Origin of the sequence: Gardnerella vaginalis (assembly GCF_001546455.1) — a bacterium.
Lineage (GTDB): Bacteria > Actinomycetota > Actinomycetes > Actinomycetales > Bifidobacteriaceae > Bifidobacterium > Bifidobacterium vaginale_B.
Map to the genome: position 1 here is coordinate 231,328 of NZ_KQ956819.1, position 26,403 is coordinate 257,730.

A 26,403-nucleotide genomic window follows, 5' to 3' on the forward strand; every position below is an offset into this window, starting at 1 on the left:
AATGTTTATGATTCGAATGGTTGCGCGCTCCCTTGCTAGGCAGATTAAAAAGCGAGTTCTTATAGCTGTTGTTGTGTGCTTGAGTGCGTGTGTAAGCGTGGCAATGCTTAGCGTTGTGTACGACGTTGGAGACAAAATTAACGCGGAGCTTAGCTCTTACGGATCCAATATTATTGTTCAGCCTAAGTCGAATGCCGTTGTAAACGATTTGTATGCGTCTCGCACAAAGTCAGCTTATAGTAACTCGCAAACTTCGCAAACTTCGCAAACTTTGGCTGATGCGGAAAGCGAAGAATCTACCGCTTTTTTGAAGGAATCGGATGCTGCAAAAATCAAAATGATTTTTTGGGCGTTTAATATAACGAATTTTGCGCCAAAACTAACGATTTACGCAAATCTTAAAGCAAATTCTTCTGCTGAATCTGCTAATTCTGCTAAATCTGTTAATTCAGTAGTCCCGATTGTTGGCACGTGGTTTAATCGCAAGCTTGCGCTCGCTTCTGGAGAAACAACAGTTGTTGGCGTGCAAGGAATGCGGTCTTGGTGGAAGATGCTTGAAGGCAGATTCCCGCGCGATTTTAAGCACGAAGCCGCTGTTGGCACAAATCTTGCTAAAAGTCATAATCTAAAAGTTGGTCAGCTAATAAAACTAACTCGTTCTGGCAGGCAAATCTTACTTAAAATTGTTGGCATCTACGATTCTGGAGATAGCGACAATAACGCGATTTACGCGGATTCCAGCCAGGCACAACGCCTTTCAAATAGGCCAAATATGGTTGAGGCGATTGAAGTTAAAGCATTAACTACGCCAGAAAACGATTTAGCTCGTAAAGCGGCGAAGAATCCAGCGGCTCTTAGCCAAGAAGAGTGGGAGACGTGGTATTGCACAGCCTACCCAAGCTCGATTACTTACCAAATTGAAGAAGTGATTCCAGGAGCTGTTGCAAAGCAAGTGCGGCAAGTTTCGGCTATGCAAGGCAGCGTACTTAACAAGACGCGTGCTGTGATGGTACTTATGACGGCGCTTAGCTTGATTGCGGCGGCTGTTGCGGTTGCGAATCTTATGGCGGCTGCGATTTCGGAGCGCTCGGGGGAGCTTGCGCTGCTCAAAGCGCTGGGTGCGCGCGATGGCGCTGTTGCGCGGCTAATGCTTATGGAAACAGCGGTTATTGCGTGCGTTGGTGCGCTTATTGGTATGATTGCAGGCTTTGGTGTTGCGCAAGTGATTGGATTTAGCGTGTTTGGTTCTGCGATTTCGCTTCGACCAATGGTATTTGTGCTGGTGTTTGTGCTTCTTGCGATTACTGTTCTTGCTGCCGCTGGCTCTTCTATTCGCTCTATTTTGCATGTGCGTCCTGCGGAGGTGCTTCATGGGCGTTAAATCTGGTTCGGGTATGACTTCTAATAGCGCAATGTTTGCGACTATGCTTTTGGGCGCGGTTTTTCGCCGAAAGTCGCGTGCGCTTATGGCAGTAGTTGCAACTCTTGTTGGTGCCGCTACGCTATTTTGCTTGGCTGCAATCTGCATTGTTGTTCCTCAACAAATGAGTGACGAAATGCGCGCATACGGAGCGAATATTATTGTGACGCCGCTTGCAGGCGAGTGGAAAAATGGCATTGATCGCGCAATGGTTTTGCACACTAACGACATGGTTCTTGCAAAAGGTGCTATGCGATCTGCTACCTACCGTTACGAAAATGTGCGCATTAATGCGGCTCCGTACGTGCTTGCTGGAGTGGATGTTTCCGCTGTTAAGTCGCTTAATAAGCATTGGAACGTGGATGGCGCTTGGCCTAGCAGTGGTAACGTTATGGTTGGGCGAGATGTTGCTTCGGCTATGGGATTGAAGATTGGTTCGCGCATTGCAATCGCGTATCGCGCTGGCGATAATTCCCCAGATTCGCACAAGCCCGCGCAAAAATCGCAAGGTAATCAAGCAGAAAATCAAGCAGAAAATCAAGCAGAAAATCAAGCAGATAAATCTTCCTCAAAAAAGCTTGTTGAAGGCAGAGTTTCCACAGATATTATGGATACTCACGGCACAACTTTCCGCGTTTGCGGCATTTTAGATACGGGAGACGCCGAAGATTCCATGCTTTACGCAACTAACGCGGATTTGCGTGCGCTTACAGGCGTTAAGCGCGGCGCGGACGTGATTGCTTACTCGTCTTCTGCGCCGAACGTAGATGCTGTTGTGCGAAGCATTAACGATATGACTTCTATGCGTGTTCGCGCGCAACAAGTAACAAAAGTTACGGCGGCAGATACTGGAATTATTGCTATGCTTCGCAGCCTATTTTGGATTGTTTCGCTGGTTGTTCTTGCGTTGATGATGGTTGGCGTAAGCACTACGATTTCTTCGATTGTACAGCAGCGACGAAATGAGATTGGCTTGCGCAAAGCTTTGGGTGCGAGCGCTAAGAGCATTGGCATTGAGTTCACTGCGGAATCTGGGCTTTATGGTTTTATTGGCGGAATCGCTGGTACGGCAGTGGGGTATGGATTTGCGCGCTTGCTTGCGTCAATGGTGTTTGCGCGAGATTTGAGCGTGAATTGGTGGCTGGTGGCGTTTTCTATTGTGTTTAGCGTTGCAGCGTCTTGCGTTGCCGCTTTGCCGCCTGTTTTGAGAGCCTCAAAAATCGACCCTGCGATTGTGCTTAGAGAAGAATAGTTTTTATGGTGTTTTTAGAATGTTTAGTTAAGGATTTTAGTTAAGGATTTAATATGGCAGAGAATGTAGAAAATAGGCAGGAAAATGCGGATTCCAAGCCAGAAATGCTGTTGACTTTGGACCATGTTTCCAAGATTTACGGCTCTCTTCGCGCTGTTGACGATTTGTCGCTTACTGTGCCGCAAGGCGAGTGGCTTTCGATTGTTGGCTCGAGCGGCTCTGGCAAAACTACGCTAATGAACATTATTGGGTGCATGGACTCGCCATCTAAAGGCTCCGTTGCTTTGCAAGGCCGCAAACTCGAGGATCTGAATGCGGGCCAGCTTGCAGACGTTCGCAAAAACGTAATCGGTCTTGTGTTTCAAAAGTTTTATCTTGTGCCACATTTAACAGCCGTAGAAAACGTGATGGTTGCGCAATATTATCATTCAGTTGTAGATGAATCGCAAGCAATGGAAGCCTTGGAACGCGTGGGATTAAAGGACCGAGCACATCATTTACCAAGCCAGCTTTCTGGCGGTGAGCAGCAGCGTGTGTGCGTTGCGCGTGCTCTTATTAACTGCCCGAAGTTGCTTCTTGCGGATGAGCCGACTGGTAATTTGGACGAAAAGAATGAGCAGATTGTACTTGACTTATTTAAGCAGCTTCATTCCCAGGGCACTACGATTATTGTTGTAACGCACGATTCTTTGGTAGCTCAATGCGCGGATCGTGAAATTATGCTCAACCACGGTGTGCTTGTTGGGGAGCGTTGGAATAATGATAGTGCGCGCAAAGCGTACGAGGCGATTGGTGGCAAGCCTGCGTTTACGAGTGCACATGTTGATGAAAGCGTTGCAGAAGCTTTGCAAAATCATGAGCCTACTAAGTCGCCTAAATTAGCGAATTTAGATGATTAGTTTTTAGATGATTAGTTGCGTATAGTTTTAATTTAAGATTTAAAGGCGATGATTTATGATTTTAGACAATATGTTTCACGATGTTTCACGTGATGATTTGAAGTCTAAAAAAATTGCAAAAACGGTTGCTGCGATTGCGGTTTTGGCTAGCTCAAGTGCGTTTCTTGCGTCTTGCGGTGAGCCGAGTGCTGTGCCGATGAACGATGAGTTTGCAGGAAACTCTGGTCAAAGCGAAAACGATAGTGGCAATTCTTCAAAATCTTATGATTCTGGCGCTAAACAATCGCATGCTTCTGCGCAAAGTGAGGATTCGCAAAATCAGCAAAATCAGCAAAATTCGCCTAAAGCAGACACTGGCAATTACAAAGATGGCGATTACAAAATCAAAGCTACGTATGGCCCAGTTGCAGAAGATAGCATTGACGTGAATTTAAGCGTTGCAAATGGAAATATTAGCAGTGTGCAAATAACGTCTCATCCGTTTACGCCAATCTCCAAAAAACACATGAGCGCTTTTAGCGAGGCTATTCCAGGAAAAATCGTTGGAAAGCCGTTGAAAGATTTGCATATTTCGGTTGTTGCTGGAGCAAGTTGGACTAGTGACGCCTTCAATAAAGCGCTTGATGTTGCTCGCCAAGAGGCTTCAATCGCATCCGCGCAATAATCTTAACTACCTTAATCTTTGACTTCAAGAATAGTGCCTTCGTCGCGAATCATCGCTGCTGCCATAGCTCCAGTTGCTGCCATAAATGGAATAATCGCATTTCTGTATTCGTTCATGAACTGTGCAAAATCATGATTCCAAGATATAAGCGCAACGTACAAAAGAAGGAATTCGATTGCTGTAAATATTGCCCACTTAAGAATCCAAATAAGCGTTTTTTTAATGAGTTTTATAGAGTCCTTGCTCATGAGTTGCCTTCTTTCTAATTTGCTGTTTTGTTTGTGAGCATTGTAGCTAATTCGCGTACGCTGCTTCTCGTTCGTATGCATTTTGTATTTCTAGTATAAATGCTGCAAGTCTTCGAGAAATACTATGTACTCAGAACTTAGTACTCAAGATTGCACGGAAAATGTTTGTAATTAGACTTAAAGCAACGCACAAATATGTTGCGCAAATACGTTACAGATACAAGGAGATGCAAACATGAACAGCGCAAATATGGGTAGTGTAAGCATGAGTGATTTTGGCATAAACTCTTGGCAGCCAAAAGATAACGTAAACAAAATAGGAAAAGTTTGCGAAAATAGCATTAATCAAATTCAAAAGCAGGAAGATAACTTTGCGGAAAATAGTAGCGAAGAGCTTTCACAATATGAAATTGATGAATTAGCTAAGCAATTAGAAGAATTCTTTACAAAATATATTGTGCTAGAAAATGGCTCTTTTGTTGTAAAAGAGGATGCTATTATTGCAGACGGTTATGGCGATCACATAGAATATTTTCGCAATGCTGCAAAAGGATTAAATCTTTCAATGGAAGATCAACAATAAGCTTAGATCCTTAAAAGCTTAAATCCTTAAAGTCTAAATCCTTAAAAATCGCTTTCATCAATAGGGTGACCTTGTGGGCGCTTTATTACTCGCCACAGAATCACCAATGTTACAACGCCATTTGCAATTCCATAGTAATAAATCCAAGGAACGTGAATAAGCCCACAAATAAAGCATGTAATAATATTTATTAAATTATTTAGATAATTGCTACATATTTGCTTATTTTGTGATTCGACTTTTTTGCGCTCTTGCTCAAGAGTAATTATGTAATCTTTGTTGCTTTCTATATTCTCAACATCATTACTTGTTCTGTTAGCGCCTGCGCCATCAATCTTAGATATATTATTTGCGATATACGCATTTTTTTCTTTAATAACGATTTTTCGCAAGAAAAAATATGCATAAGAATACAATGCAACAGAAAGAAGTCCTGGAACAAGCCACAAAACGAAGAAGCCAAAGCTACGCATAAAAGCAGCTGTTGAGGCAAGTGCCACCGCAGCTACCTCTGCGGAGTGCAATACTACTAATCGTTTTGTCATATAATCCTGCTGCAATCATTATTGAAAATGAATTTTCAACGCAACCAAAAGTCACATATTGTTACTTATTATAATCACATTTGATTTACATGCATTACTTGTAATCATTTATTACTACACGATTTGCTCTACTTTGCGCATGATTATAAAGTAGAATATAAGAAAAGTAGCATAAGATTGCAAGAAAGCCATTATGCCAAAAACGTATGCAATAGTAGATAACGACCCATTAGTTTTAGCGGTTATGCGAAACGTGCTCAGCAAGCTTTTGCCAAGCGAGTACGCGTGCAAATGGTGCGTAAAATCAGGCGTGCAAGCTTTGAAATATTGCCAAGTAGCAAAAACTACTCCAGATTATATTCTGATAGATATGTCAATGAAAGACATGTCTGGAGTAGACGTAATACGCGCAATTCGCGAGAAAAACAACAGCATTATTCTAATTGGCATGACTTCTTACGATTGTAGATCCTACGCTTCGATGGTTTCGCAAGTTGGCGGGCAAGCAATGGTTGCTAAAGACAATTTCAAAGGACTAGCAGAAGCTTTGCAATATTGTAATAATCAGCAGGTGTATGGCTGCCGTTGTGTTAAAGATGTTGTTTACGATTTTGCTACTCCGCAAGAATCTTTTATTAGGCTTTCTAAATCAAGGTCGCGTAGCGTTTTGCCGCCTCAAGAACTAAAAATTATGGATCTGCTCGCTAAAGGTTACACAACGAATCAGATTGCGTCTCAACTTGGTCTTATGCCAAACACTATTAACACGCATATTCATAGAATTTACAAAAAGTTGCATGTTTCTAACCGAGTGCAAGCAATATCCGTGTTTGCTGCAATGCAAAATCGTGAGCAAAATAGCAATATGCAATATTTTAATGATTCGCTGCAAAATCATCCGAATCTTTTGCAAGAAACGGATAATGCATGTTAATGAAAACATTTTCGCGCGTTATTGAGTTGGTTAAAAGCTGGAAAATTCAGCGAACTTTATTCATAATATTGGCGATTCTTGTAGTGTCAATGGATGTGCAATCTTGCAATACAGCTGGTCTGTGGCATAACCCGCAGCAATCTGTGTGCCAATACGTTTGGATGTTCGCAATATTTCTTTTGATTGCTTTTTCGCGTCAAATATCCCTCGTAACTCCGATTTTATATTGCGTAACGTTAGCAGTACCAGGTGTAAATGCAACTTGCTTTCTTTTTTCATTGATCGCTAGCATGTTTGTTGCAGGCTTTTATGATTCGTGGAAGTATTTGCTTTGTGCGTACATAGTTTCGCTGAATATTATGTATTTTGCAAAAATGGCGTACATTCCGCTTACTTTCCCTTGTTTTATTCTTATTTCCATGATTTGCGGTTACGCTTTGCGCAAGTATTTGAACATGTTGGAGGAAAATAATCGCGCAAAAATGGATATTGTGCGCAGTGAGTTCCAGTCTTATATTGCGTCTGTTGCATTGCAATTGCATGACGATGTGAACAATGAGATTGCGGATATTACATTGCTTGCGACTGATGCTTTGTATGCCGAGAAAAGTGATCATACAAAAGAGTCGCTAGAGCAGATTGTTGAGCATTCTCGTAATGCTCTTTCTAAAACGCGACTTGTTATTAATCTACTTGAGCAAGCTGAGCATAAGTATGATGATTCTTTAGATTCAAATATTGCTAGTATTGCTGGCACGCAGTTTATTTATGGTTCTAATGGTAATAATTGCATGACTTTGGCTGATTTTCTATGCAATATTCGCGCGCGCTTGCAGGCTGAACGTAAGATTTGTGAGCAGCTTGGGTACTATGGCTCTCTAACAGTAAATGATGAAAGTTCGGGAAGTAACGATTTTACTGCATCTGCAACTGTTAGTACTGAAAAGGCTCAATGTGCTATTCGCATGTGCAGCGAGTTGCTTACTAATATTCGCAAGCATTGCAATACTAGCGTTGATTTTTCTATGAATGTTACGGTTGATGAGCGCGAATGCAAAATAATGTGTATGAATTCAATTTCAATGTTGAACAAGTTTGGCGAAAGGCTTGTTTTTGGCAAAGGGCTACTGTTTCATAAAAAATCTGTGGAACGCTTAGGTGGATCTTTAAGCGCGCAAAAAGATGATGACACTTGGCTGGTCAATGTTGTTATTCCGCTAAACTAACATCACTCAAATCGCGCGTTATCGCGTCAGTTTTTGCTAGCTAGAATAAGTCGTCGTGAGATCCTAAGCGTAGGAATATAATGCAATCTTCTTTAACTTGATACAACAGTAGAACATCTGCAGACACATGCAATTCATGCACGCCTTTGTATGAGCCTTTAAGAATATGATCTCTATAAGTTGCAAGCTCGCGAGAGTCTGCACCATTGCAAATAAGTCTCACAATATTGATTACCTGTTCAATATCGTAATGCTTCTGCTTATATTTCTTAACATCTCGCAGATAGATTGGACTATAAAATGGCGGTTTAGGCATTGCGCATCAGCTCAGCAAAATCGTCTACAGTGCCTGCAGCTATTGGTTTTTCTTTCATAGCTTCATCAATAGAGTGCTCATATGGAGAACTTTCAAGTGAAAATGGGAAACGTTGCGTATTTACAATCTGATACAAAAATAAGTTGACTGCTGAACTCATATCAAGACCATAATGTTCAAGAACTTGCGATGCGCTATCTCGTATTTCTGGATTAACTCTTACACTTAATCTGCTTGTTTTGGCTGTTTTTGTAGAAGTCATGTTGTTTCCTTTAAGCTTAAAATCATAAATTTGTTATTCAGCTTTGCTTTATTGTAGCAGACATGTAGCACCCAATGTAATGCCAAAGTAGCACCATTGTGTACACAATTATTACTAAATCGTGCGTTATCGTGGCAAAAATTGCAAAATTGTATCCTACAGGATAAAATATTTTTATGGAGATACTTAAAACAGATGAGTATCGCAATTGGATGAAAAAACTTCGCGATACGCAATCTAAAGCTCGAATTAACGCGAGGCTGAGATTATGTGAAATTGCAGGTAAGCCAGTAGGTGATTTACATCCAGTTTGCAATGGCATTAGTGAACTGCGTTTCGCTTTTGGACCAGGATATCGTGTGTATTTTGCACAAAAAGGCTCAAAGTTAATGCTATTACTTGCTGGTGGGGATAAAAGTAGTCAAAGTAAAGATATTAAGCAAGCGAAGATACTTCTTGCACAGTTAATTGAGGAGAAGAAATGGTAAATATAAGTAAATGGGATGCGAGTGAGTATCTTGAGAACGATGATGATGTTATTGCATATCTCAATGCCGCAGCAGAACTAAATGATCCTCGCTTGTTGCAAGCTGCTATAGGCGATATTGCAAAAGCTAAAGGAATGAAAGAGATTGCTCAAAAAGCCGAGGTTGGAAGGGAAAGTCTTTACAAAAGCTTAAGACGAGACGGCAATCCCAGCTTCCAAACTATTGCGAAGGTTGTTCAAGCGTTAGGTGGGCGTATTGCAATAGAACCCGCAAATGCGTGACATACCCAGTTATCGTGGCAGATTTTGCTAGATTTGCAATTTTGCCACGATAACACACAGATTATTTATTCTAGTTTTCTAAAAAATCTGCTTATTTTTAATAAAATCTGCAATATTTACGTGCTTAACGCCGTTACGTTTTTGTATAAGTGAATCCATGGTCATAACATATTTTTCATAATTATCATGAATAGCTTCTAAAGCCCTATACTCGCGGTCTTCTGTTTCTCGACTCAACAAAATCGTATAAGCTACTTGCGCGTAAGCATAATCCATATCTGCATTGCGCAGAATGAAATCACACTCCAACTTTCCAATACGCCCAACGCTTACAGAGTATCCAAAGCTTTTAGCATATAAGTACACAATATTTTCCAAAGTAGGACCATAGTTTATGCGATTATCCGTATTGAGAGCGTAATAAAAACTTAAATCTGCTAAGTAATACTTCTTTCCCCCCGAAAGAGCACGCTTTGATTTCATGTCGAAACGTGGGCATTCATAAATGATTTTCGCATCTAAAAGAACACGAATATATCTTGCTAAAGTAGTACGACTTATAGCTAATCCATTCTTCTTTAAAGATTCGCACAAGCTATTGATGCTAGTTGTAGCGCCAAAATTGTTAATAATATAGTTACGTACAGCTTCAAACGCTTGCGTATCTTTAATTTTTACTCTAGTTTTAATATCTTTATCAAAAATTTCTTTAATAACATTACTTACATACGTTCGTTTGTCACTCATATTATCTATGGCAATAGTACGAGGGAAACCACCTTCGAGAATATAATTATTAAGCTCTTTACTAATGTCGGAATCTACTGGTTGATCATAGAATTTTTTGAAATCTTCATATTCATCAAAAGTTAGCGGAAACATCTCAAATTCAAGATATCTTCCAGTTAATTTTGTTGCTAATTCGCCACTTAACAAGTAGGAATTGGATCCCGTTATAAAAATAGAATATTCGCCTTCTTCTCGAAAGCCGTTTACTACTTCTTCAAATCCTTTAACATTTTGTATTTCATCTAAAAACACGTATTTTAAGCCGCTAGCATTAGTAAGTTTTTCTATAAGAGAGTCAAGCTGATCGGCTGTTTTTACGTTTCTATATTCACGCTTATCAAGATTTATATAAATAATATTAGATTCTGCAACTGGATTACTTCGTTCTTTAAGCTCATCAATAATTGTGCGCATAAGACTTGATTTACCACATCTGCGAATGCCAGTAATCACTTTTATAAGATCGCTATCATCGTAGAACGCGCGAATTTTGCTAAGATACTTTTCGCGGCGATACAGTTTTTCTTGATTCACGGTCATAGCAAAATCCTTTTACAAGAGCCAAACGCCTTTTTGCATTGGCATATTAGTCATATTATACCGCAAAAAACCGAGTTATCGTGGCAAAAATTGCAAATCTAACAAAATCTGCCACGATAACGTGCGATTGTGTTGAGCATATTGCAAAATAATATAATTTAGATTATTATAATTATGATTATAATAATCGCGATTATATTAACTAGAGCGCAGATTCAGCAGCAATAAGATGCGCTGAAAAGTATTACAATTATTGGCGTAACGGCAGGTGGAATATGGTTTTTGTTGGCAGACAAGACGAGTTACAAGTACTTGAAAAATTATATGAGAACAGCAAACACTCGTTCCAGATGGCAATAGTTTATGGTAGAAGACGAATAGGAAAAACTTCGCTTATTTCACAATTCTGTAAAAATAAGCACGCAATACTTTTTACTGCTCGCGAGCAAACTAATATCGAGAATTTGCGTGATTTTTCGCGCGTTGTGTACGACTTCTTCAATCTACCGTCAACTACAGGATCGTTTAATAATTGGAACGACGCTCTCGCTTTTGTTGCGCAACAATCTAACGCCGTAGACCAGAATGCTCCTAAATCTCCACTTATTCTAGTTTTCGACGAATTTCCGTACGCGGCTCAAGCAGATAAATCCTTAGCGTCAACATTCCAAGTCGCAATAGATCATAAGTTTAAGAACACGAACATGACTCTTATTTTGTGCGGCAGTAACGAAGGATTCATGGAAAGTGAAGTGCTTGGCAAAAAGAGTCCACTTTACGGAAGACGTACCGCGCAGATTCGCCTGCGACCATTTAATCTTTTTGAAGCATCTGAGCTTATGCCAAATAATTCTACTTGGGAAGATAAAATCAACTATTTTGCATCCCTTGGAGGAACACCATACTATATAGAGCAGTTAGATAATAAGTCTTCGTTTGCGGAAAATCTTGAGCAATTATGCTTTAACATATCGGGAATTTTGTACGCTGAACCAGACATGCTCATGCGCCAGGAATTGCGCGATCCTTCAACATACAATAGTGTGCTAAATGCTCTTGCTACGGGATGCAATACTCCGACTTTAATATCGGATCGCATTGGATTGCCAGCTACATCAGTGAACGTGTATTTGAAAACACTAGAAGGCCTTGGATTAATTGAAAGAAATATTCCATTTGGCATGAATCCACTTCATTGCAAAAAAGGATTATGGCAGATTTGTGACCCATTCTTTGCGTATTGGTATAGGTTTGTAGCACCGAATAAAGGATTGATCGAACGCGGACTTTCACACGCTGCCGCAAGTAGTGTTCTCGGCGGTGAGCATGAAGTGTTTAGTACTTTTGTAGGTCAACAGTTTGAGAAAATGTGCGAACAGTGGATTGTGCACCAATGCAAAGTTGGCGGAATGGACTTTTTGCCAACTAAGTTAGGTAAATGGTGGGGTGCGGATCCTATTGCTCGTGAGCAAACCGATATTGATATTGTTGCAGAAGACGATATTAACAAGCAGCTTCTTATTGCAGAATGTAAGTGGCGTAATAATCTTAACGAAGCTGAAGCGGTGAGCAAGTTGTTGCAGCGCGCAACTTTAGTTGAGAATGCAAAAAATAGCGATTATAAGAAAATATTTATGTTGTTTACAAAACATCCAACTTCTTACAATCCTCGTCATGCTAAAACAAGCATCAACTTTGTTGACGCACAAACAATGTTTTTTAACTGATTACGAAACAATAGTTACGACCATATCGCGCAGCCGAAATCGCGCGTTATCGTGGCAAAAATTGCAAAATTAGCAAAAACTGCCACGATAACTCGGTAAGTACGCGGATATTTAAAAATAGTTCCAAAACGGAAATATTCTTAAATAATTAAATAAAAAAGGTTGCTTATGAAAGTACATAAGCAACCTAATTAATTAGTAAAGCGACTAGCGACTAGTGACTAGCGACTAGAAATCCCAATCGTCGTCGTCGGTTTCAACAGACTTGCCCATAATGTAGCTGGAACCAGAGCCAGAGAAGAAATCGTGATTTTCGTCGGCTGCAGGAGAAAGAGCCGCAAGAATCTCAGGGCTTACGTGAGTTTCTTCTTCGCTGTACTTAGCAGGGTAGCCAAGGTTCATCAAAGCCTTGTTAGCGTTGTAACGTACGAAGTCAAAAACGTCATCGTGGAAGTCAAATCCTTCATAAATCTGACCAGAATACTCAACTTCCAAATCGTACAAAGTATCGAGCAAGTTCATAGTGAACTTTTCAAGATTCTTCTTATCGTTCTCGCTTCTAAGCTCCAAACCGCGCTGGAACTTGTAGCCAGAATAGTAGCCGTGAATTGCTTTATCGCGCAAAATCAAGCGAATCATATCGGCAGTGTTCATCATCTTGCCGCGAGAAGCAAAGTAAAGTGGCAAATAGAAACCCGCGTAAAGAAGCAACGAAGAAAGCATAGTTGCAGCAATCTTGCGCTTAAGTGGATCTTCGCTCTCATATTCGCAAAGCACGGTGGTAACGCGCTGCTGCAAAACGTCGTTTCCAACAGCCCAACGGTAAGCCTCATCAATTTCTTCGCTAGAGCAAAGAGTGGAGAAAATAGAGGAGTAGGAGCGAGCGTGAATCGACTGCATAAAAGCAATATTCGTGTAAATAGCCTGCTCGTGCTCTGTGCGAGCGTGCTCAATCTGGCAAAGCTCGCCAATAGTTGCTTGGCTGGTATCGAGTAAAGTTAAGCCAGTGAAAACGTGAGTAGTTGTCTTGCGTTCAAGATCGGTGAGAGAACGCCAAGAAGGAATATCGTTGCTCAGCGGCACCTTTTCTGGAAGCCAGAAGTTAGCAATAAGACGATTCCAAACGTCCAAATCCTTGTCGTCAACAATATTGTTCCAATTAACTGGGCGCACACGCGAACCGTGATGGTAGCGGTATTGAGCTGGTGTGATGGAAGCTGCCATCATAGAGTCATCTGCGATTACGCGATTCGTGCCGAAAGGCTTATCGAGACTACTGCGTAGTGCTGTTGGATCGAGTTCTGTCATAATTACTCCTGATTCTGTGTTTACGTTTTATAAAATTTTTAAGTTTTTGATTTAATTTGCGAAAGATTTACAACCATAAGGTTTACAGCGTGCAGCTTACGCAACCTTCGATTTCTGTACCTTCCAAAGCTTTTTGGCGAATACGAATGTAGTAAAGAGTCTTAATGCCCTTACGCCATGCGTAAATCTGAGCCTTGTTCAAATCGCGAGTAGTCGTAGTGTCTGGGAAGAACAAAGTAAGAGACAATCCCTGATCCACATGCTGAGTTGCCTCCGCATAAGTGTCAATAATTGCCTTCCAACCAACTTCGTATGCATCCTTAAAGTACTGCATATTGTCATTCGTCATGTATGCAGCAGGGTAGTAGACGCGACCAACTTTGCCCTCTTTGCGAATCTCAATGCGAGAAGCAATCGGGTGGATCGAACTCGTGGAATGGTTGATGTAAGAGATTGAGCCAGTTGGAGGAACAGCTTGCAAATACTCGTTGTAAATGCCATCGCGCAAAATCTCGTTGCGCAACTGCTCCCAGTCGCTAACTGTTGGAATTGCAACGTTAAAACGAGCAAACAAATCGCGAACCTTTTGAGTGCGAGGTTCAAGCGAGCGGCTGCCATCAGTGTACTTATCGAAGTAGTTGCCTTTTCCTGCAGGCTTAGCGTAAGCGCTAGTCTTAAAGCTTGCAAAAGCGTGGCCGCGCTCTACAGCCAAAGCGTGAGAAGCCTTATAAGCGTGGTAGGCAACCGTCATAAAGTACATGTCTGTAAAGTCAAGAGCTTCCTCGCTTCCGTACTGCATGTGCTCGCGAGCAAGGAAACCGTGCAAATTCATTTGGCCCAAGCCAATAGCGTGTCCTTCTGCGTTTCCGCGACGAATCGAAGGCACAGAATCAATCGAAGTGTGTTCCGAAACAGAAGTGAGCGCGCGCACAGCCAAATCAACGCTTGTACCCAAGTTTCCATCCATTGCCTTGGCAATATTAAGCGAGCCAAGATTGCAAGAAATATCGCGACCAACGTGGCTGTAAGATAAGTCGGCGTTATATGTGCTTGCTTCTTGAGTTTGCAAAATCTCGGAGCACAAGTTGCTCATAGTAATGCGGCCCTCAATAGGATTCGTGCGATTAACAGTATCTTCAAACAAAATGTAAGGGTAGCCAGACTCAAACTGAATCTCCGCAAGCGTCATAAAGAATTCGCGAGCATCAATATACTTCTTGTGAATACGAGGGTTTGCAACCATCTCATCGTAATGCTCAGTAACGGAGATGTCTGCAAAAGGCTTTCCGTACTCGCGCTCAACGTCGTAAGGGCTAAACAAAGCCATCTTTTCCTTACGCTTAGCAAGCTCAAAAGTAATATCTGGAATCACAACGCCCAAAGAAAGCGACTTAATACGAATCTTCTCGTCCGCGTTCTCGCGCTTAGTGTCAAGGAAACGCATAATATCTGGGTGATGCGCGCTAATGTACACAGCACCAGCGCCCTGACGAGCGCCAAGCTGATTAGCATAAGAGAATGAATCTTCCAAAAGCTTCATAACAGGCACAACGCCGCTGGACTGATTCTCAATGCGCTTAATTGGAGCGCCAAGCTCGCGCAAATTGGTAAGAAGCAGAGCCACGCCGCCGCCGCGCTTAGAAAGCTGCAAAGCGGAATTAATTCCGCGCGCAATAGACTCCATGTTGTCTTCCAAGCGCACTAGGAAGCAGCTCACGGCCTCGCCGCGCTGTGCTTTACCAAGATTCAAGAACGTTGGAGTTGCTGGCTGGAATCGGCCTGCAAGCATCTCGTCCAAATAGTTGAGCGCTGCTTTTTCGTCTCCGTCTGCAAGTTCCAAAGCCACTGCAGCTGCGCGCTGAGCGAAGTTTTCTAAATATTGCTTGCCGTCAAAAGTCTTTAAAGCGTAAGAAGTGTAGAACTTAAAAGCACCCAAGAATGTGCCAAAAGTGTGGTGTGCAGACTCCGCATGCTCGTAGAATTTATCGAGAAACTCGCTGCTGTATTTGTGGAAAACGTTGCCGTTGTAGTAGTAATTGTTAATCAAATAATTCAAGCGCTCGCGAGTAGAAGCAAATTTCATGCTGTGCTCTTGCACGTAACCCGAAACGTAAAGCTTTTCTGCTTCCCTGTCTTTATCAAACTGAATGCCCTTTTCTGGGTCAAAAAGACCGAGCATAGCGTTAAGAACGTGGTAGTCGCGGCTGTTGCGAATGCGCTCTGCTGTGCTGCTAGCAGCTGTGTTTGCAGTTTCGCTGGCATCAGTGTGATCAAGATTAAGCGAAGTGGATTCACTCATCGGATCCGTGCTGTTCATTTGATTAATTCCTTTCTTTGGGCGTTATTTTGCTTTCAAACGCTGATTGTTTTTGATTGTTTTGCTTATTTAATTTTTTCTGTTTCTTTTAATTGCCGTAAAAATCTTGGTATTCCCTGCGCTACTTTTTCTATATCTTCTTGAGTTCCCGTAAGTTCAAACGAGTACATATTTGGGATTGCGCACTTGCCTGCGATTTGACCGCCTGCAGCGCAATATGCGTCTCCAAAATTCGTGTTTCCAGAAGATATTACGCCGCGAATAAACGAACGATTTTCGCGATTATTTAGGAATTTTCGCACCTGCATTGGTATTGCTTTAGAAATATTTCCGCCGCCGTAAGTTGGCACAATCAAAACGTATGGCTCGCGAACGTGCAATTCTGGCTCTTTTGGTCGAAGCGGTATGCGATACACGTTTACGTTATTGCTTGGAAAATCGCAATTTTTTACGAATCGTAGTGTGTTTTCGGAGACGGAAGAAAAATAGACTACAGCTCCGATTGATTCGCCTTGTGCGCGCGCTTCTGGCTCGCTTGGTTGTGACATATTTTCTTGATCACACATTTTTATGCTTCTTGATTGCTTTGATTATTTTGCGTATCTTGCTTATTGTTGATTGCTTTAATCGTTTTTATCGTTTTTATTTTCGTCTTCTAGTTGACTTGCGATTTGTGCAATCAAATCTGGGCGATACCCACTCCACGACGAGTTTGGCGTAATCACCACTGGCGCTTGGCGGTAGCCTGCTGCGCGTAATTGGTCTAGCGTAGAAGGGCTTTGAGTTAAGTCTACTGTTTCAAAATTCACGCCAAGCTTTGTAAATTGACGCTTTGTGGCATCACATTGTGGGCAATGTGGCTTGGTGAAAACTGTAATAGTCATGGTTCTTCTCCCTTCGTTGTGTGTATTGTGCGTATTTAACGCTTTTTCTTTATGATTATTTAAGTTTGTGCTTTTGGGCACGATTTAACAGTCTACTACCACTTAACACTATTTGTAGTGGCGTGTTGTATGGATAATCCCTATATTTAGTGTGTCCAAATTTTGGCTATCACGCGTGTCTATAAGATTTAAGCGGTCTTTATGCTTTCTAAATAGCGACTAATAAAAGTAAAAATGTAATCTTTATCACAAAATTGCCATTAATGCGCGAGATATGCAGTACGCCTTGTGATCGTGACAAAAACGCTTGTGCATATAAAACGATAAACTTAAAAAAGTGTGTTTTTGTTAGTCAAATGGTAAAAATAAAAGCAAAACAATAAGACGGTTAAAACAACAAACGGTACAAATATTAAAAGATAGAGGTATAAAATGGCGGAAACTCAAGCTAGAGCAAATATTGGCGTTGTTGGCTTGGCTGCAATGGGGTCTAATTTAGCGCGAAATCTTGCGCATCACGGAAATACTGTTGCTGTTTACAATCGTCATTATTCGCGCACAGAAACGCTGATGAATCAGCATGGCAGCGAAGGCGAGTTTGTGCCATCAAAAACCGTTGAAGAGTTTGTGGCTTCGCTTAAGCGCCCACGCACTGCAATCATTATGGTAAAAGCTGGTGCTCCTACGGATGCTGTGATTGAAGAGCTTGCAAACGCTATGGAGCCAGGCGACATAATCGTTGACGGCGGAAACTCCTACTTTGAAGATACGATTCGCCGAGAGAAAAACATTCGCGCGCGTGGCCTTCACTACGTTGGTTGCGGTGTTTCTGGCGGAGAAGAAGGTGCACTTCGCGGTCCTTCGATGATGCCAGGTGGCACGGAGGAGTCTTGGAAAACGCTCGGCCCTATCTTAAAGTCGATTGCGGCTGTTGCAGAAGGCGAGCCTTGCGTAACGCATATTGGCACCGATGGCGCTGGACACTTTGTAAAGATGGTTCACAACGGCATTGAGTACTCGGACATGCAACTTATTGCCGAAAGCTACGATTTAATGCTTCGCGGCTTGGGCATGAAGTCTGACGAAATTGCGGACGTGTTTAGCGAATGGAACAAGGGAGAGCTTGATTCTTATTTGATTGAGATTACTGCGGATGTGCTTCGTCAGAAGGATGCTAAGACTGGTAAGCCTTTGGTGGAGGTGATGGTGGATCACGCTGGCATGAAGGGTACGGGTACTTGGACTGTGCAGTCTGCTCTTTCGCTTGGAATCCCTGTAACTGGTATTGCAGAAGCTGTGTTTGCTCGCGGACTTTCTAGCCAAGTTGCTTTGCGAGAAGCTGCAGAAAACCAGGGTTTGACTGGGCCAGATATGCATTTTGATTTTAGCGATTCTGAGCGTAAGGCGTTTATTGAGGATATTCGCCAAGCTTTGTACGCTTCTAAGATTGTTTCTTACGCTCAGGGCTTCGATGAGATTGCGGCTGCTGCGATTGAGCATGATTGGAAGATTGACCAGGCTGCTGTTGCTCGTATTTGGCGTGGCGGATGCATTATTCGCGCGCAATTCTTAAACCGCGTTTCCGAGGCATTTGAATCTGGGCAGGCAAGTGTTTCCTTGCTTTTTGCGCCGTACTTTAAAGACGCTATTGAAAAGTCGCAAGCTGCTTGGCGCCGTGTTATTGCGCGCGCAGTGGAGCATGGTGTGCCTGTTCCAGCATTCTCCAGCTTGCTTGCATACTACGATGGCTTGCGATCCAAGCGTTTGCCGGCTTCGCTTATTCAAGCTCAGCGCGATTTCTTCGGCGCGCACACCTACGGTCGCATTGACGAGTCGGGCGTATTCCACACTTTGTGGGCAGAGCCTAATCGCCCAGAAGTAAAGCAAGATTAAATCAAATAATATTTAGAATTAACAGGCCTTTGCGTTATTATGCATAGGCCTGTATTTTTTATTGTGCTAAATATTATGCACGATGTTAGAAGGCTATGCAGATTACTGAATTGCAGCTTGCAAGGTTTCGGTGGTAGTTAGCCATGCGATTTCTTCCGTGCCGTTGGCAAAAGACGCAGGATAGTCTGGATTATTGTCTGCCGAAAGCGCGTCCATTAAAGCTTTTCCTTTTTGCTCGCCAGCAGTTAAGAACCAGGTACGTCGGCTATGAGCCAGCACGGGTGTGCTAAGCGTTAATCGCATTGGCGGCTGCTTAGGGGAGTTATTTACGCCTAAGACTATGCGATCTCGATTATGAATTTGCGGTAATCCTGGGAAAAGCGAGGCCATATGTGCGTCTGGGCCCATGCCAAGAATTGCCAAATCAAACACCGGCTCTGGCCCAAGCAGTCCTATAATCTCTTCTTCGTATTCGCGCGCTGCTGCGTCTAAAATCGCATTATTTTCAGCGTCGCTGGCTGCTGCAATTTCCTCCGCATTGCGATCATCTGCAGGCATTTCGTGAATATGAGACTCCTGCAAAACTTTGTTATCGCTAAGCATGTTAAGAAGTAACTCGCGAGCCTTGCGCGCATTACGGTCTTCGCTGTTATAAGCTACAAAACGCTCATCTGCCCACCAAATATGCACATTAGACCAGTCGATTGCTGGAAGTAACGGGTTGCTAGCTAACATTTGAAACATGCGAATCGAATCTGTTCCACCTGTTAGCAAAAGATGGAATGGCTTATTAAGATTTTCAACATTGTTTTGCCATTGCATAATCAAAGTCACAAGTTTTTGTGCAGCAACAGCAGCTAGAATATCTTGATTATTGTATCCATACACTGTTGCGTTATGCGCAAATCTAAAATCTTTAGCCATAATGAATCCTTTTATTATTTTTACACGTGTATTAAAGTTCGTTATTCTGCAAGTTCGTTATTCTGCATTGCGCAACAATTTTCGTTAATAAGCTGCGCGTAAATCTCGTCTGGGTCAATTCGGCGCAATTCTTCACTTAAACAGTCTTGTAAAGAACGAATCGGCATAGAAATAGGCTGAGCTGCTTGCCCTGGAAGACTTATTATTGCTTGGCTGCTGCCAGAAGGACGAGTTAAAGAAAGCTCGCCGTCTTGCCGCTTAAGACTTACCTCCGTAATTGCATGCGCTTTAGAATCTTCAACAATTTCCACAGGAACATTAAGCGAGATTTTTAGCCATTGCGCAAGCAAATGTAGTGGAACGTAGTGCTTGGCTCCGCTAACTTTAACGCTAAGAATTGGTAAGTGCGGCGGCTGGTCGAGCATAGAGGCGAGCATTGCACGCCAAGACGTAATGCGAGTCCAAGAAAGATCAACGTCTTTAGAAGACCAATTTTTGCGCAGATTTTGTACGGTTTCAAGAGTGTTGCTGGCTCGCTGAGCGTCTGTGATTCTGCTGCTTGCCATAGCTCCAAGCAAGTCTTTAGCAGGATTTTCGGGCGCGTTTGTAGGCCACCATGCAACAATCGGGGCATCTGGCACAAGAAGCGGAATAACAAGCGTATCTGGGTGGCGAACAAGGTCATTATGCGGATAGAGAATAATGATTTCGCCTGCGCCCGCATCTGCTCCAAATCGCACTTGAGCGTCTAAGTTTGGTGTTTCTTCTTCTTGATTTGCTTGATTTGCTTGATTGTCTTGATTTTGATTATGCAAATTTGCACTAGCGCTTTGCCAATCGCGAACAATCGCAATAACTCTGCAAGGATGCTCGCGACTAGCCGCGTTTGCTGCATTCAGCGCGTTTTCAAGCTCTTTAAGAGTGGTATCAATAAGAAGAGTGAGCACGCGACCAGTGGCGGATTCTCCTCGTTCTTCGTGAAGCTCGTCGATTTTTGCGGATATTTTAGACGTGTTTGTGTTAGGAAGATTAATAATCATGGCAACCTCCAATGGCGATTATCGCGAGCAAGCATTTGATCCGCTTCTTTAGGTCCCCAAGTTCCAGCGCGATACGGTTGCGGACGCGTGTTAAGAGAAGCCCAAAAATCTTCAATCGGATCCAAAATTTTCCAGCTTAAATCAACCTCTTGCGTTGTTGGGAAAAGCGGAGGTTCGCCAAGCAAAACGTCTAAAATAAGACGCTCGTAAGCTTCTGGAGAGTTTTCTGTAAAAGACCTTCCATAGCTAAAGTCCATAGAAACATCGCGAACTTCCATAGACGTTCCGCCTGGCACTTTTGCGCCAAATCGCATTGTTACGCCCTCGTCTGGCTGAACGCGAATCACAATTGCATTGTTTCCAAGTTCGCGCACAGCAGTAGTCTCAAAAGGCAAGTGTGGAGCGCGCTTAAAAATCACGGCAATCTCTGTAACTCGCTTGCCTAAGCGCTTGCCAGTTCTCAAGTAGAATGGCACTCCAGCCCAGCGGCGAGTGTCTACATCTAATCGCACAGCAGCATACGTTTCTGTATTGCTATCTGGGCTAATTCCTTGCTCTTGCAAATATCCAACGGCTTTGTATGACCCTTGCCAGCCTTCTGCATACTGGCCTCTGGCAGTGTTTGCAGCTAAATCTTTAGGCAAGCGTATAGCAGACAAGACCTTAGTTTTTTCCGCTGTTAAATCGCCAGCGCTAAAGCTTACAGGCTCTTCCATAGCGGTAAGTGCCATTAGCTGCAACAAGTGGTTTTGAATAACATCTCGCGCAGCGCCAATGCCATCGTAATATCCAGCTCTGCCGCCTATGCCAATATCTTCTGCCATGGTGATTTGCACGTGGTCAACATAATTAGCATTCCAGATTGGCTCATACATTGCGTTTGCAAAGCGCAAGGCGAGCAGATTTTGCACAGTTTCTTTGCCTAAATAGTGGTCTATGCGGAACACGGAATTTGGGTCAAAAACCTCGGAAACTACGCGATCCAGTTCTTGCGCGCTAGCTAAATCGTGGCCAAACGGTTTTTCGATTATTACTCGTCTCCATGCGTTTTCTGATGAGTGCGAAAGCCCAGATGCGGCCAATTGTTGCGCTACAACAGGGAAGCTGGATGGTGGAACAGACATGTAGAACGCATGATTTCCGCGAGTTCCACGATCTCGGTCTAGCTCGCTTACCGTTTTGCTTAAGCGCTCAAACGCGCTTGCATCGTCGAATGTTCCGCGAACAAAACGTATGCCTTTTGCAAGATTAATCCATGTGGATTCGCAAAATGGCGTACGGCAATGCTGCTGAATATTTTCTCGCACAAAGTTTACAAAATGCTCATCGGTCCAGTCTCGTCTAGCGAAGCCAGTAAGACCAAATCCAGGCGGCAAAAGTCCGCGATTTGCTAAATCGTATACAGCTGGCATTAGCTTTTTTCGCGCTAAATCGCCCGTGATTCCAAATATAACAAGGCTGCACGGGCCTGCGATTTTGGCTAGTCGCAAGTCGCGTGGGTCTCGCAGTGGATTCTTCCATCCCGCGAGCGAATCGCCCTTATTGCTTTGGGAAAATGGGGTTATTAACTCACTCATATGTACCATCGTAATATTTTGGCGTGATTTGGGCGGTTTGCGCTTTGCCTTTTGCAGGTTATCCGCCGCACACGGCTAGTCGTATCATTCGTGCGTATTGAGGGCCACCAATAGGTGTTAGGTGTATTCCGTCGTCTGTTAGAAACTCGCTATGGCCTGCGCTTAGGCCGTTCCAGTCGATTATTCCAACGTTTTTGCGCTTTGCTGCAAATGCACGCAATTTTGCGTTTGTTTCGTCTTGCCAAGGTTGAGGCACGCGAGTTGTTACAAAATACACTGGTTTTCCGCCAGTAATATTTACCATGTTTTGTAAAACTGACTCGTCTCTAGGCGGCCCGTTGGTTCCAAGTTCGTAGATTACAACGCTTCCAGGGTGTTTTTCGGCTATGTCTTTTTGGTAGTCTTCGGCTCCGTGGAAAATCTGCCTACTAACTTTTCCGTCAATCCAAGCGTTTGGCAAAGCCTTTAAAAGGTACGGCTTTGCGCCTTCGGTTACGGAGTCTCCAACCATTGTTATGTCTGCCGTGCAAACGTCTTGTTTTGAGTTGATTTTCCAAGCTTTTGTGTTTATATTTGCTGGCACTTTTTCTGCGATTGGGTTTAGAACCCTATGAGCGCTTGGCTTTGTAGGAAGCGTTTGTTTTGTTATGTTTTGACGCCTTCCGCCTATTTTTCTTTTTGGCTTTCTTTTTGGCTTTTGGCTTTCTTTTTGGTTTGGCTTTTGGCTCGGTTTTGACTTTGGTTGTGTTATCTCTTTATTTTGCTTTCCATTTTTAGCATGAGTTTTAACGTCTTGTTCTTGACTTGTTAATTCTGGCCTTAATTGTATTGACCTTTCTTGCGCAATGCTGCTCCAATTTAGTGGAGCTGCGATTAGCGCTATGCAGGCCGCTGCGCACACAGTAGTCGCAAGCCTTCGTAGAACAAATGGTAGCTTAATGTTTTTGCTTTTAACGTTTAAAGTGTCAAACGAAAGATCAATGTTCTTTGCTTCTTGCGATTCTTCTTGCGATGCGTCTTGTGCCTCTTTTTGAGCACTGTCTTTCTTTGCGCTAATGCTAAAAGTCATATGCTTGCTGGCAAATGGTATCTCAAAAATTCTGTAAAATACTTCGGCCACAGCAACAACTACCACGCATTGCAAAATCTGCTCAAATAGCGTTATGTGAGTAGTTCTTGTTGCTGGGTTTAATACTTCGAGTATTGGAAAATGAACAAGATAAATCGCAAAAGCCCTTGTTCCTAAATAACTTAGAGGAGCTATGCCAAGTATACGCGCGCAAATGTTGTTTTTTTGCATGCAAGCGTGCATTAAGATTGCGCAAACTACAGCAAAAATCGCGTAGCCACCGTAAACAATCCACGTTTTTGACCCGTCTTGTTTAGTGAAGCAGAATAAAATAAACGCTAACGCAATTAACCCTATAGCAGACTCTAAAATCGGCTGTCTGCCTTGGATTTTGCCCTCTTGTGCTTTGTTATCTTGGTTCTCAATCTGCGCTTTTTTGCTTTTGCTTCCAACAATGTATTGCCATGCGTCTGCAATAATTTTTATAACGGATTTTCCGCTAAACCACGTGCAATACATTGCTAGAAGAGCGCCGATTATAAATTCTCCAGCGCGTGTGTCTAAAGCGTAATACACGCGAGCAATGGTTTGCCCTTCTCCGCAAAGAATTGTGATTGTAATATTTGCAATAGTGGACGCAATCGCAAGTATTGCTGTAGCAAACATTCGCGCAAACTTAGATTTAAAGATTTTAAGAATTACGCCTAGAATAATCGGCCAGCAAACAAATATTTGCATAATAAGGCCCAAATACCACAAATGCTTAATAGGGGAAGGCAGCCCCGACTGTTCAAAGTACGAAACTTTTCGCAGAATATACGCCATGTTGCTGCTAAATGTGGATCCAGTTAGTGCGTCTGATTGCAGTTTTGTTAAAAGACTTGGCGAAAGCAACCACATAAGTGGGGCGCTTAGTGCAATAATGCCTAGCGTAGAAGGCCATATTCGTTTTATGCGTTTAAGCAGGTACTTAAAGTAGATAATAAGTTTTGATTTTTTCTTCTGACTTTCTTGGTTACCATCTAAATGTGAATTTTTATTGTTATTCTCGCTGAACATTTTTAGCAAAGATACAGTGCTAAAGTATCCCGCCATAACAAGAAACATCGTTACGCCCAAAAATCCACCGTTGAATACGATTGGGCGCAAGTGGAACGCTACAATCCCAATAATAGCAATCGCGCGCATGCCGTCTATTGCAGCGTTGCGTTTGGTTGCAGCGTTTGCCGCGTTGTTCAATTCTGCCATCTTGCCTACAACTTAATACGTGTTTGTTGTTTTTGTGTTCAGTTTTCTGTTTAGTTTTGTGTTCAGTTTTACAAGTGTTTATGTTCGATTTTTTTCATTAGTATCGCTCCAAAACGTAGTCATATTATCTACGTATTAAGACACTCAATATGCTTATAGCGTGTCTTAGATTTCCCTTGATTTTTCGCGTATTTTTGTGTGATTTGCACGATTTTTTTAATGTAAATCAAAATATTTTTCAAATGTTTTACTATTTTTATTAATATTTTTTCTTTTGTGTTTTTCTGCATGGTTGCTTGCTGCTTTTTACGATGGCATTTTATGTTGAATTTTATGTGTAGTTTTATATGGCGTTTTATATGCTCTTTGCTGCGCGCTAAAGTTAGACTGAACAGTCTAAGTTAGATGTATAAACGTTAGATTGATAAACAAGTGTTTAAATGCGTTTAGCATTAGGTTTAAGAATGCATTTAAGCATTAAGTTTTACGTTAAGGAGTAAAAATGGCAGAAACATTTAACGTTGTGGTAGAGATTCCACGCGGCTCTAAGAACAAGTACGAAGTAGATCACGAGACTGGTCGCGTATTTTTGGATCGTACCTTGTTTACCGCAATGGGTTACCCAGATGATTATGGCTACATTGATGGCACTTTGGGCGAAGACGGCGATCCACTCGACGCTCTTGTTATGATTCCAAATTCTGTGTTCCCAGGCTGTGTTGTTGAATGCCGCGCTGTTGGCTTGTATCACATGGTTGATGAAGCTGGTGGAGATGACAAGGTTTTGTGCGTGCCAGCAGACGTTCGCTTTGATGACATTAAAGATATTGACAATGTTAGCGAATATCACAAGGCAGAAATCAAGCACTTCTTTGAGCAGTACAAGGCTTTGGAGCCAGGCAAGGAAGTTCTTCCTGGTGACTTCTGGGCTGGCGTTGAGCAGGCAGAAAAGGAAATCGTTGCAGCTCGCAAGCGTTTGGAAGAAAGCGAAAAGTAGTTTTTGCGATTAATCGCAAGCTTCCAATCGTTTTAACAACGCATTTATTTTATTAGTGTCTAACGCATTTTATGTGTTAGACACTTTTTAATATGTAATTCTTAAAATCGCGTTTACGCTACAAGCAGCATTGCTAATCCAGCTCCGTAAACAACCATTCCGCCCATCATAACTGGAATCAAAGCTGTTCCAATCTGCGGGAAAATCATTCCAGAGTTGTATTTTGCATCTTTAACCCAAAGGTGTGAAAGACCTGCAAGTATAATCACGGCAAATAGACCAATCACGCCCACCAATACGCCGAGCTCTAATATGCGTACAGAAAAAGTGAAGCGAATGATCGAAGGCAAGAAAAGCCAACCAGGCAATGCGGCGCATGCAATGCTTGCAGTAAGGCAATGAGATAGGTTTCGCACAAGATTGGATCGATTTTCTCTAAACATCTGTCTTGCAAAACTAATAAATGTTGCCGCAACAAGAATTAGCGCAAAGTTTACTGCCCATCGTTCGTATGGCCTAATTGCTGCAACAAACTTATGAATGCTAACTTCTGATTCTCCGTCGATTACGCTGCTTGGAAGCCATCCTTTTAAAGCCAGAGTTGCACACCACATAGATGCCAGGCCTGCAAGAAAAGGAATCGCTTTGTCTGCTGTGGAGCCTTGCAAAGGCCAAAAAGTTATTAAAGCAAGAAGAATAAGAACACAAACAGTTAAAACGGCTTTTGCTGTTGCAAATGGAAGCGCGGCTGCTGCCACTAAAAGAGCCAGGGCAATAAATTGAGTTACAACAATAGTAATGTGATTATGCATTGCGTTGCGCTGAATATTGTTGATGCTCATTTTGCGCTCCTATCGCGTTTACACTGTGATTTACCCCATTTTATATGCAAGCGTACACTTGCGCTTTTTTGATTCTTCTTAAGCATGGATTACAATTTTCTTTTAACAGCTTGATTTTGAATTTTCATTC

The 26,403-nt window shown here is 42.4% G+C and carries 26 protein-coding genes; 12 read left to right on the plus strand and 14 right to left on the minus strand.

Annotation, left to right across the window (positions count from 1 at the left end; translation table 11 throughout):
• Position 1 precedes the first annotated feature (1 nt).
• From HMPREF3216_RS04290 to HMPREF3216_RS04305, 4 genes are read left to right on the plus strand one after another with little or no spacing between them, the layout of a single operon-like run.
• Positions 2-1,381: an ABC transporter permease gene (locus HMPREF3216_RS04290; RefSeq protein WP_060787089.1), complete on the plus strand. Its 1,380-nt coding sequence runs from the start codon at positions 2-4 to the stop codon at positions 1,379-1,381.
• Positions 1,371-2,672, plus strand: coding sequence for an ABC transporter permease (locus tag HMPREF3216_RS04295; protein WP_060787090.1), 1,302 nt, complete (start codon positions 1,371-1,373; stop codon positions 2,670-2,672). The genes HMPREF3216_RS04290 and HMPREF3216_RS04295 overlap by 11 nt, the downstream gene beginning before the upstream one ends.
• Positions 2,673-2,725: 53 nt before the next feature.
• Complete coding sequence (locus HMPREF3216_RS04300) at positions 2,726-3,571, plus strand: ABC transporter ATP-binding protein (protein ID WP_081090965.1); 846 nt, start codon at positions 2,726-2,728, stop codon at positions 3,569-3,571.
• A 55-nt stretch (positions 3,572-3,626) separates the two neighbouring features.
• Positions 3,627-4,235 carry an FMN-binding protein gene (locus HMPREF3216_RS04305; protein ID WP_060787091.1) on the plus strand — a complete coding sequence of 203 codons (609 nt, stop codon included), beginning with the start codon at positions 3,627-3,629 and terminating at the stop codon, positions 4,233-4,235.
• Between the two features lie 11 nt (positions 4,236-4,246).
• Here HMPREF3216_RS04305 and HMPREF3216_RS04310 read toward each other — a convergent pair whose 3' ends face one another.
• Positions 4,247-4,483, minus strand: a complete 237-nt coding sequence (locus tag HMPREF3216_RS04310; protein WP_032813307.1) for a hypothetical protein — start codon at positions 4,481-4,483, stop codon at positions 4,247-4,249.
• Between the two features lie 235 nt (positions 4,484-4,718).
• Between HMPREF3216_RS04310 and HMPREF3216_RS04315 the strand changes: the two genes are divergently transcribed.
• Entirely contained in the window at positions 4,719-5,066 is a 348-nt protein-coding gene (locus HMPREF3216_RS04315) for a hypothetical protein (RefSeq protein ID WP_060787092.1), read from the plus strand.
• A 41-nt stretch (positions 5,067-5,107) separates the two neighbouring features.
• Here the strand turns inward: HMPREF3216_RS04315 and HMPREF3216_RS04320 are convergent, their stop codons facing one another.
• Complete coding sequence (locus HMPREF3216_RS04320) at positions 5,108-5,611, minus strand: hypothetical protein (RefSeq protein ID WP_060787093.1); 504 nt, start codon at positions 5,609-5,611, stop codon at positions 5,108-5,110.
• Between the two features lie 193 nt (positions 5,612-5,804).
• On the opposite strand from HMPREF3216_RS04320, the gene HMPREF3216_RS04325 reads away from it, so the two are divergent.
• Both HMPREF3216_RS04325 and HMPREF3216_RS04330 read left to right on the plus strand, forming a co-directional pair.
• A complete protein-coding gene (locus HMPREF3216_RS04325) occupies positions 5,805-6,545 on the plus strand; it encodes a response regulator transcription factor (RefSeq protein WP_060787094.1) in 741 nt (246 codons plus the stop codon).
• Positions 6,539-7,771: a sensor histidine kinase gene (locus tag HMPREF3216_RS04330; protein WP_060787095.1), complete on the plus strand. Its 1,233-nt coding sequence runs from the start codon at positions 6,539-6,541 to the stop codon at positions 7,769-7,771. The genes HMPREF3216_RS04325 and HMPREF3216_RS04330 overlap by 7 nt, the downstream gene beginning before the upstream one ends.
• Positions 7,772-7,811: 40 nt before the next feature.
• Here HMPREF3216_RS04330 and HMPREF3216_RS04335 read toward each other — a convergent pair whose 3' ends face one another.
• A complete protein-coding gene (locus HMPREF3216_RS04335; RefSeq protein WP_012913985.1) occupies positions 7,812-8,087 on the minus strand; it encodes a type II toxin-antitoxin system RelE/ParE family toxin in 276 nt (91 codons plus the stop codon).
• Positions 8,080-8,349 (minus strand): type II toxin-antitoxin system RelB/DinJ family antitoxin, encoded by a 270-nt coding sequence (locus HMPREF3216_RS04340; protein WP_016636887.1) that lies wholly within the window; start codon positions 8,347-8,349, stop codon positions 8,080-8,082. Before HMPREF3216_RS04340 ends, HMPREF3216_RS04335 begins: the two co-directional genes overlap by 8 nt.
• A 176-nt stretch (positions 8,350-8,525) precedes the next feature.
• On the opposite strand from HMPREF3216_RS04340, the gene HMPREF3216_RS04345 reads away from it, so the two are divergent.
• Together HMPREF3216_RS04345 and HMPREF3216_RS04350 are read left to right on the plus strand one after the other, a co-directional pair.
• Positions 8,526-8,837 (plus strand): type II toxin-antitoxin system RelE/ParE family toxin, encoded by a 312-nt coding sequence (locus tag HMPREF3216_RS04345; protein WP_060787096.1) that lies wholly within the window; start codon positions 8,526-8,528, stop codon positions 8,835-8,837.
• Positions 8,831-9,118: an addiction module antidote protein gene (locus HMPREF3216_RS04350; RefSeq protein ID WP_060787097.1), complete on the plus strand. Its 288-nt coding sequence runs from the start codon at positions 8,831-8,833 to the stop codon at positions 9,116-9,118. The genes HMPREF3216_RS04345 and HMPREF3216_RS04350 overlap by 7 nt, the downstream gene beginning before the upstream one ends.
• A 78-nt stretch (positions 9,119-9,196) precedes the next feature.
• Here the strand turns inward: HMPREF3216_RS04350 and HMPREF3216_RS04355 are convergent, their stop codons facing one another.
• Complete coding sequence (locus HMPREF3216_RS04355) at positions 9,197-10,447, minus strand: ATP-binding protein (RefSeq protein WP_060787098.1); 1,251 nt, start codon at positions 10,445-10,447, stop codon at positions 9,197-9,199.
• 275 nt (positions 10,448-10,722) lie between these two features.
• Here HMPREF3216_RS04355 and HMPREF3216_RS04360 point away from each other — a divergent pair, with 275 nt between their 5' ends.
• A complete protein-coding gene (locus HMPREF3216_RS04360; protein WP_060787099.1) occupies positions 10,723-12,174 on the plus strand; it encodes an ATP-binding protein in 1,452 nt (483 codons plus the stop codon).
• 228 nt (positions 12,175-12,402) lie between these two features.
• Here the strand turns inward: HMPREF3216_RS04360 and nrdF are convergent, their stop codons facing one another.
• The 4 genes from nrdF to HMPREF3216_RS04380 form a co-directional block, all read right to left on the minus strand.
• The gene (gene nrdF / locus HMPREF3216_RS04365) at positions 12,403-13,482 is read right to left on the minus strand and encodes a class 1b ribonucleoside-diphosphate reductase subunit beta (protein ID WP_081090967.1); all 1,080 of its coding nucleotides are present in this window, start codon (positions 13,480-13,482) and stop codon (positions 12,403-12,405) included.
• Between the two features lie 82 nt (positions 13,483-13,564).
• Entirely contained in the window at positions 13,565-15,799 is a 2,235-nt protein-coding gene (gene nrdE / locus HMPREF3216_RS04370; protein ID WP_060787100.1) for a class 1b ribonucleoside-diphosphate reductase subunit alpha, read from the minus strand.
• Positions 15,800-15,864: 65 nt separating this feature from the next.
• A complete protein-coding gene (gene nrdI, locus HMPREF3216_RS04375) occupies positions 15,865-16,365 on the minus strand; it encodes a class Ib ribonucleoside-diphosphate reductase assembly flavoprotein NrdI (RefSeq protein ID WP_060787101.1) in 501 nt (166 codons plus the stop codon).
• Positions 16,366-16,422: 57 nt separating this feature from the next.
• The gene (locus HMPREF3216_RS04380) at positions 16,423-16,683 is read right to left on the minus strand and encodes a glutaredoxin family protein (RefSeq protein WP_004131604.1); all 261 of its coding nucleotides are present in this window, start codon (positions 16,681-16,683) and stop codon (positions 16,423-16,425) included.
• A gap of 432 nt (positions 16,684-17,115) precedes the next feature.
• Between HMPREF3216_RS04380 and gndA the strand changes: the two genes are divergently transcribed.
• Positions 17,116-18,576 carry an NADP-dependent phosphogluconate dehydrogenase gene (gndA, locus tag HMPREF3216_RS04385; RefSeq protein ID WP_060787102.1) on the plus strand — a complete coding sequence of 487 codons (1,461 nt, stop codon included), beginning with the start codon at positions 17,116-17,118 and terminating at the stop codon, positions 18,574-18,576.
• Positions 18,577-18,678: 102 nt separating this feature from the next.
• Here the strand turns inward: gndA and pgl are convergent, their stop codons facing one another.
• The 4 genes from pgl to HMPREF3216_RS04405 are packed head-to-tail and all read right to left on the minus strand — an operon-like array spanning position 18,679 to position 24,434.
• Positions 18,679-19,500 carry a 6-phosphogluconolactonase gene (gene pgl / locus HMPREF3216_RS04390; protein WP_060787103.1) on the minus strand — a complete coding sequence of 274 codons (822 nt, stop codon included), beginning with the start codon at positions 19,498-19,500 and terminating at the stop codon, positions 18,679-18,681.
• A gap of 41 nt (positions 19,501-19,541) precedes the next feature.
• Complete coding sequence (locus HMPREF3216_RS04395) at positions 19,542-20,540, minus strand: glucose-6-phosphate dehydrogenase assembly protein OpcA (RefSeq protein WP_060787104.1); 999 nt, start codon at positions 20,538-20,540, stop codon at positions 19,542-19,544.
• Entirely contained in the window at positions 20,537-22,117 is a 1,581-nt protein-coding gene (gene zwf, locus HMPREF3216_RS04400; RefSeq protein ID WP_060787105.1) for a glucose-6-phosphate dehydrogenase, read from the minus strand. The genes HMPREF3216_RS04395 and zwf overlap by 4 nt, the downstream gene beginning before the upstream one ends.
• A gap of 58 nt (positions 22,118-22,175) precedes the next feature.
• Complete coding sequence (locus tag HMPREF3216_RS04405) at positions 22,176-24,434, minus strand: acyltransferase family protein (RefSeq protein WP_060787106.1); 2,259 nt, start codon at positions 24,432-24,434, stop codon at positions 22,176-22,178.
• A gap of 502 nt (positions 24,435-24,936) precedes the next feature.
• On the opposite strand from HMPREF3216_RS04405, the gene HMPREF3216_RS04410 reads away from it, so the two are divergent.
• The gene (locus tag HMPREF3216_RS04410) at positions 24,937-25,431 is read left to right on the plus strand and encodes an inorganic diphosphatase (RefSeq protein WP_060787107.1); all 495 of its coding nucleotides are present in this window, start codon (positions 24,937-24,939) and stop codon (positions 25,429-25,431) included.
• Between the two features lie 113 nt (positions 25,432-25,544).
• On the opposite strand, the gene HMPREF3216_RS04415 is transcribed toward HMPREF3216_RS04410, so the two are convergent.
• Positions 25,545-26,273, minus strand: coding sequence for a hypothetical protein (locus HMPREF3216_RS04415; protein WP_060787108.1), 729 nt, complete (start codon positions 26,271-26,273; stop codon positions 25,545-25,547).
• Positions 26,274-26,403 lie beyond the last annotated feature (130 nt).

What these genes read in the sequence shown, in the direction of transcription:
- gndA (WP_060787102.1), top strand. Translation starts at nt 17,116, where the DNA reads ATGGCGGAAACTCAAGCTAGAGCAAATATTGGCGTTGTTGGCTTGGCT.
- HMPREF3216_RS04355 (WP_060787098.1), bottom strand. Translation starts at nt 10,447, where the DNA reads ATGACCGTGAATCAAGAAAAACTGTATCGCCGCGAAAAGTATCTTAGC.
- HMPREF3216_RS04295 (WP_060787090.1), top strand. Translation starts at nt 1,371, where the DNA reads ATGGGCGTTAAATCTGGTTCGGGTATGACTTCTAATAGCGCAATGTTT.
- HMPREF3216_RS04340 (WP_016636887.1), bottom strand. Translation starts at nt 8,349, where the DNA reads ATGACTTCTACAAAAACAGCCAAAACAAGCAGATTAAGTGTAAGAGTT.
- nrdF (WP_081090967.1), bottom strand. Translation starts at nt 13,482, where the DNA reads ATGACAGAACTCGATCCAACAGCACTACGCAGTAGTCTCGATAAGCCT.
- HMPREF3216_RS04380 (WP_004131604.1), bottom strand. Translation starts at nt 16,683, where the DNA reads ATGACTATTACAGTTTTCACCAAGCCACATTGCCCACAATGTGATGCC.
- HMPREF3216_RS04300 (WP_081090965.1), top strand. Translation starts at nt 2,726, where the DNA reads ATGGCAGAGAATGTAGAAAATAGGCAGGAAAATGCGGATTCCAAGCCA.
- zwf (WP_060787105.1), bottom strand. Translation starts at nt 22,117, where the DNA reads ATGAGTGAGTTAATAACCCCATTTTCCCAAAGCAATAAGGGCGATTCG.
- HMPREF3216_RS04305 (WP_060787091.1), top strand. Translation starts at nt 3,627, where the DNA reads ATGATTTTAGACAATATGTTTCACGATGTTTCACGTGATGATTTGAAG.
- HMPREF3216_RS04310 (WP_032813307.1), bottom strand. Translation starts at nt 4,483, where the DNA reads ATGAGCAAGGACTCTATAAAACTCATTAAAAAAACGCTTATTTGGATT.
- HMPREF3216_RS04330 (WP_060787095.1), top strand. Translation starts at nt 6,539, where the DNA reads ATGTTAATGAAAACATTTTCGCGCGTTATTGAGTTGGTTAAAAGCTGG.
- HMPREF3216_RS04360 (WP_060787099.1), top strand. Translation starts at nt 10,723, where the DNA reads ATGGTTTTTGTTGGCAGACAAGACGAGTTACAAGTACTTGAAAAATTA.
- HMPREF3216_RS04320 (WP_060787093.1), bottom strand. Translation starts at nt 5,611, where the DNA reads ATGACAAAACGATTAGTAGTATTGCACTCCGCAGAGGTAGCTGCGGTG.
- HMPREF3216_RS04315 (WP_060787092.1), top strand. Translation starts at nt 4,719, where the DNA reads ATGAACAGCGCAAATATGGGTAGTGTAAGCATGAGTGATTTTGGCATA.
- HMPREF3216_RS04415 (WP_060787108.1), bottom strand. Translation starts at nt 26,273, where the DNA reads ATGAGCATCAACAATATTCAGCGCAACGCAATGCATAATCACATTACT.
- pgl (WP_060787103.1), bottom strand. Translation starts at nt 19,500, where the DNA reads ATGGCTAAAGATTTTAGATTTGCGCATAACGCAACAGTGTATGGATAC.
- HMPREF3216_RS04335 (WP_012913985.1), bottom strand. Translation starts at nt 8,087, where the DNA reads ATGCCTAAACCGCCATTTTATAGTCCAATCTATCTGCGAGATGTTAAG.
- HMPREF3216_RS04325 (WP_060787094.1), top strand. Translation starts at nt 5,805, where the DNA reads ATGCCAAAAACGTATGCAATAGTAGATAACGACCCATTAGTTTTAGCG.
- HMPREF3216_RS04405 (WP_060787106.1), bottom strand. Translation starts at nt 24,434, where the DNA reads ATGGCAGAATTGAACAACGCGGCAAACGCTGCAACCAAACGCAACGCT.
- HMPREF3216_RS04345 (WP_060787096.1), top strand. Translation starts at nt 8,526, where the DNA reads ATGGAGATACTTAAAACAGATGAGTATCGCAATTGGATGAAAAAACTT.
- HMPREF3216_RS04410 (WP_060787107.1), top strand. Translation starts at nt 24,937, where the DNA reads ATGGCAGAAACATTTAACGTTGTGGTAGAGATTCCACGCGGCTCTAAG.
- HMPREF3216_RS04395 (WP_060787104.1), bottom strand. Translation starts at nt 20,540, where the DNA reads ATGATTATTAATCTTCCTAACACAAACACGTCTAAAATATCCGCAAAA.
- HMPREF3216_RS04350 (WP_060787097.1), top strand. Translation starts at nt 8,831, where the DNA reads ATGGTAAATATAAGTAAATGGGATGCGAGTGAGTATCTTGAGAACGAT.
- nrdI (WP_060787101.1), bottom strand. Translation starts at nt 16,365, where the DNA reads ATGTGTGATCAAGAAAATATGTCACAACCAAGCGAGCCAGAAGCGCGC.
- nrdE (WP_060787100.1), bottom strand. Translation starts at nt 15,799, where the DNA reads ATGAACAGCACGGATCCGATGAGTGAATCCACTTCGCTTAATCTTGAT.
- HMPREF3216_RS04290 (WP_060787089.1), top strand. Translation starts at nt 2, where the DNA reads ATGTTTATGATTCGAATGGTTGCGCGCTCCCTTGCTAGGCAGATTAAA.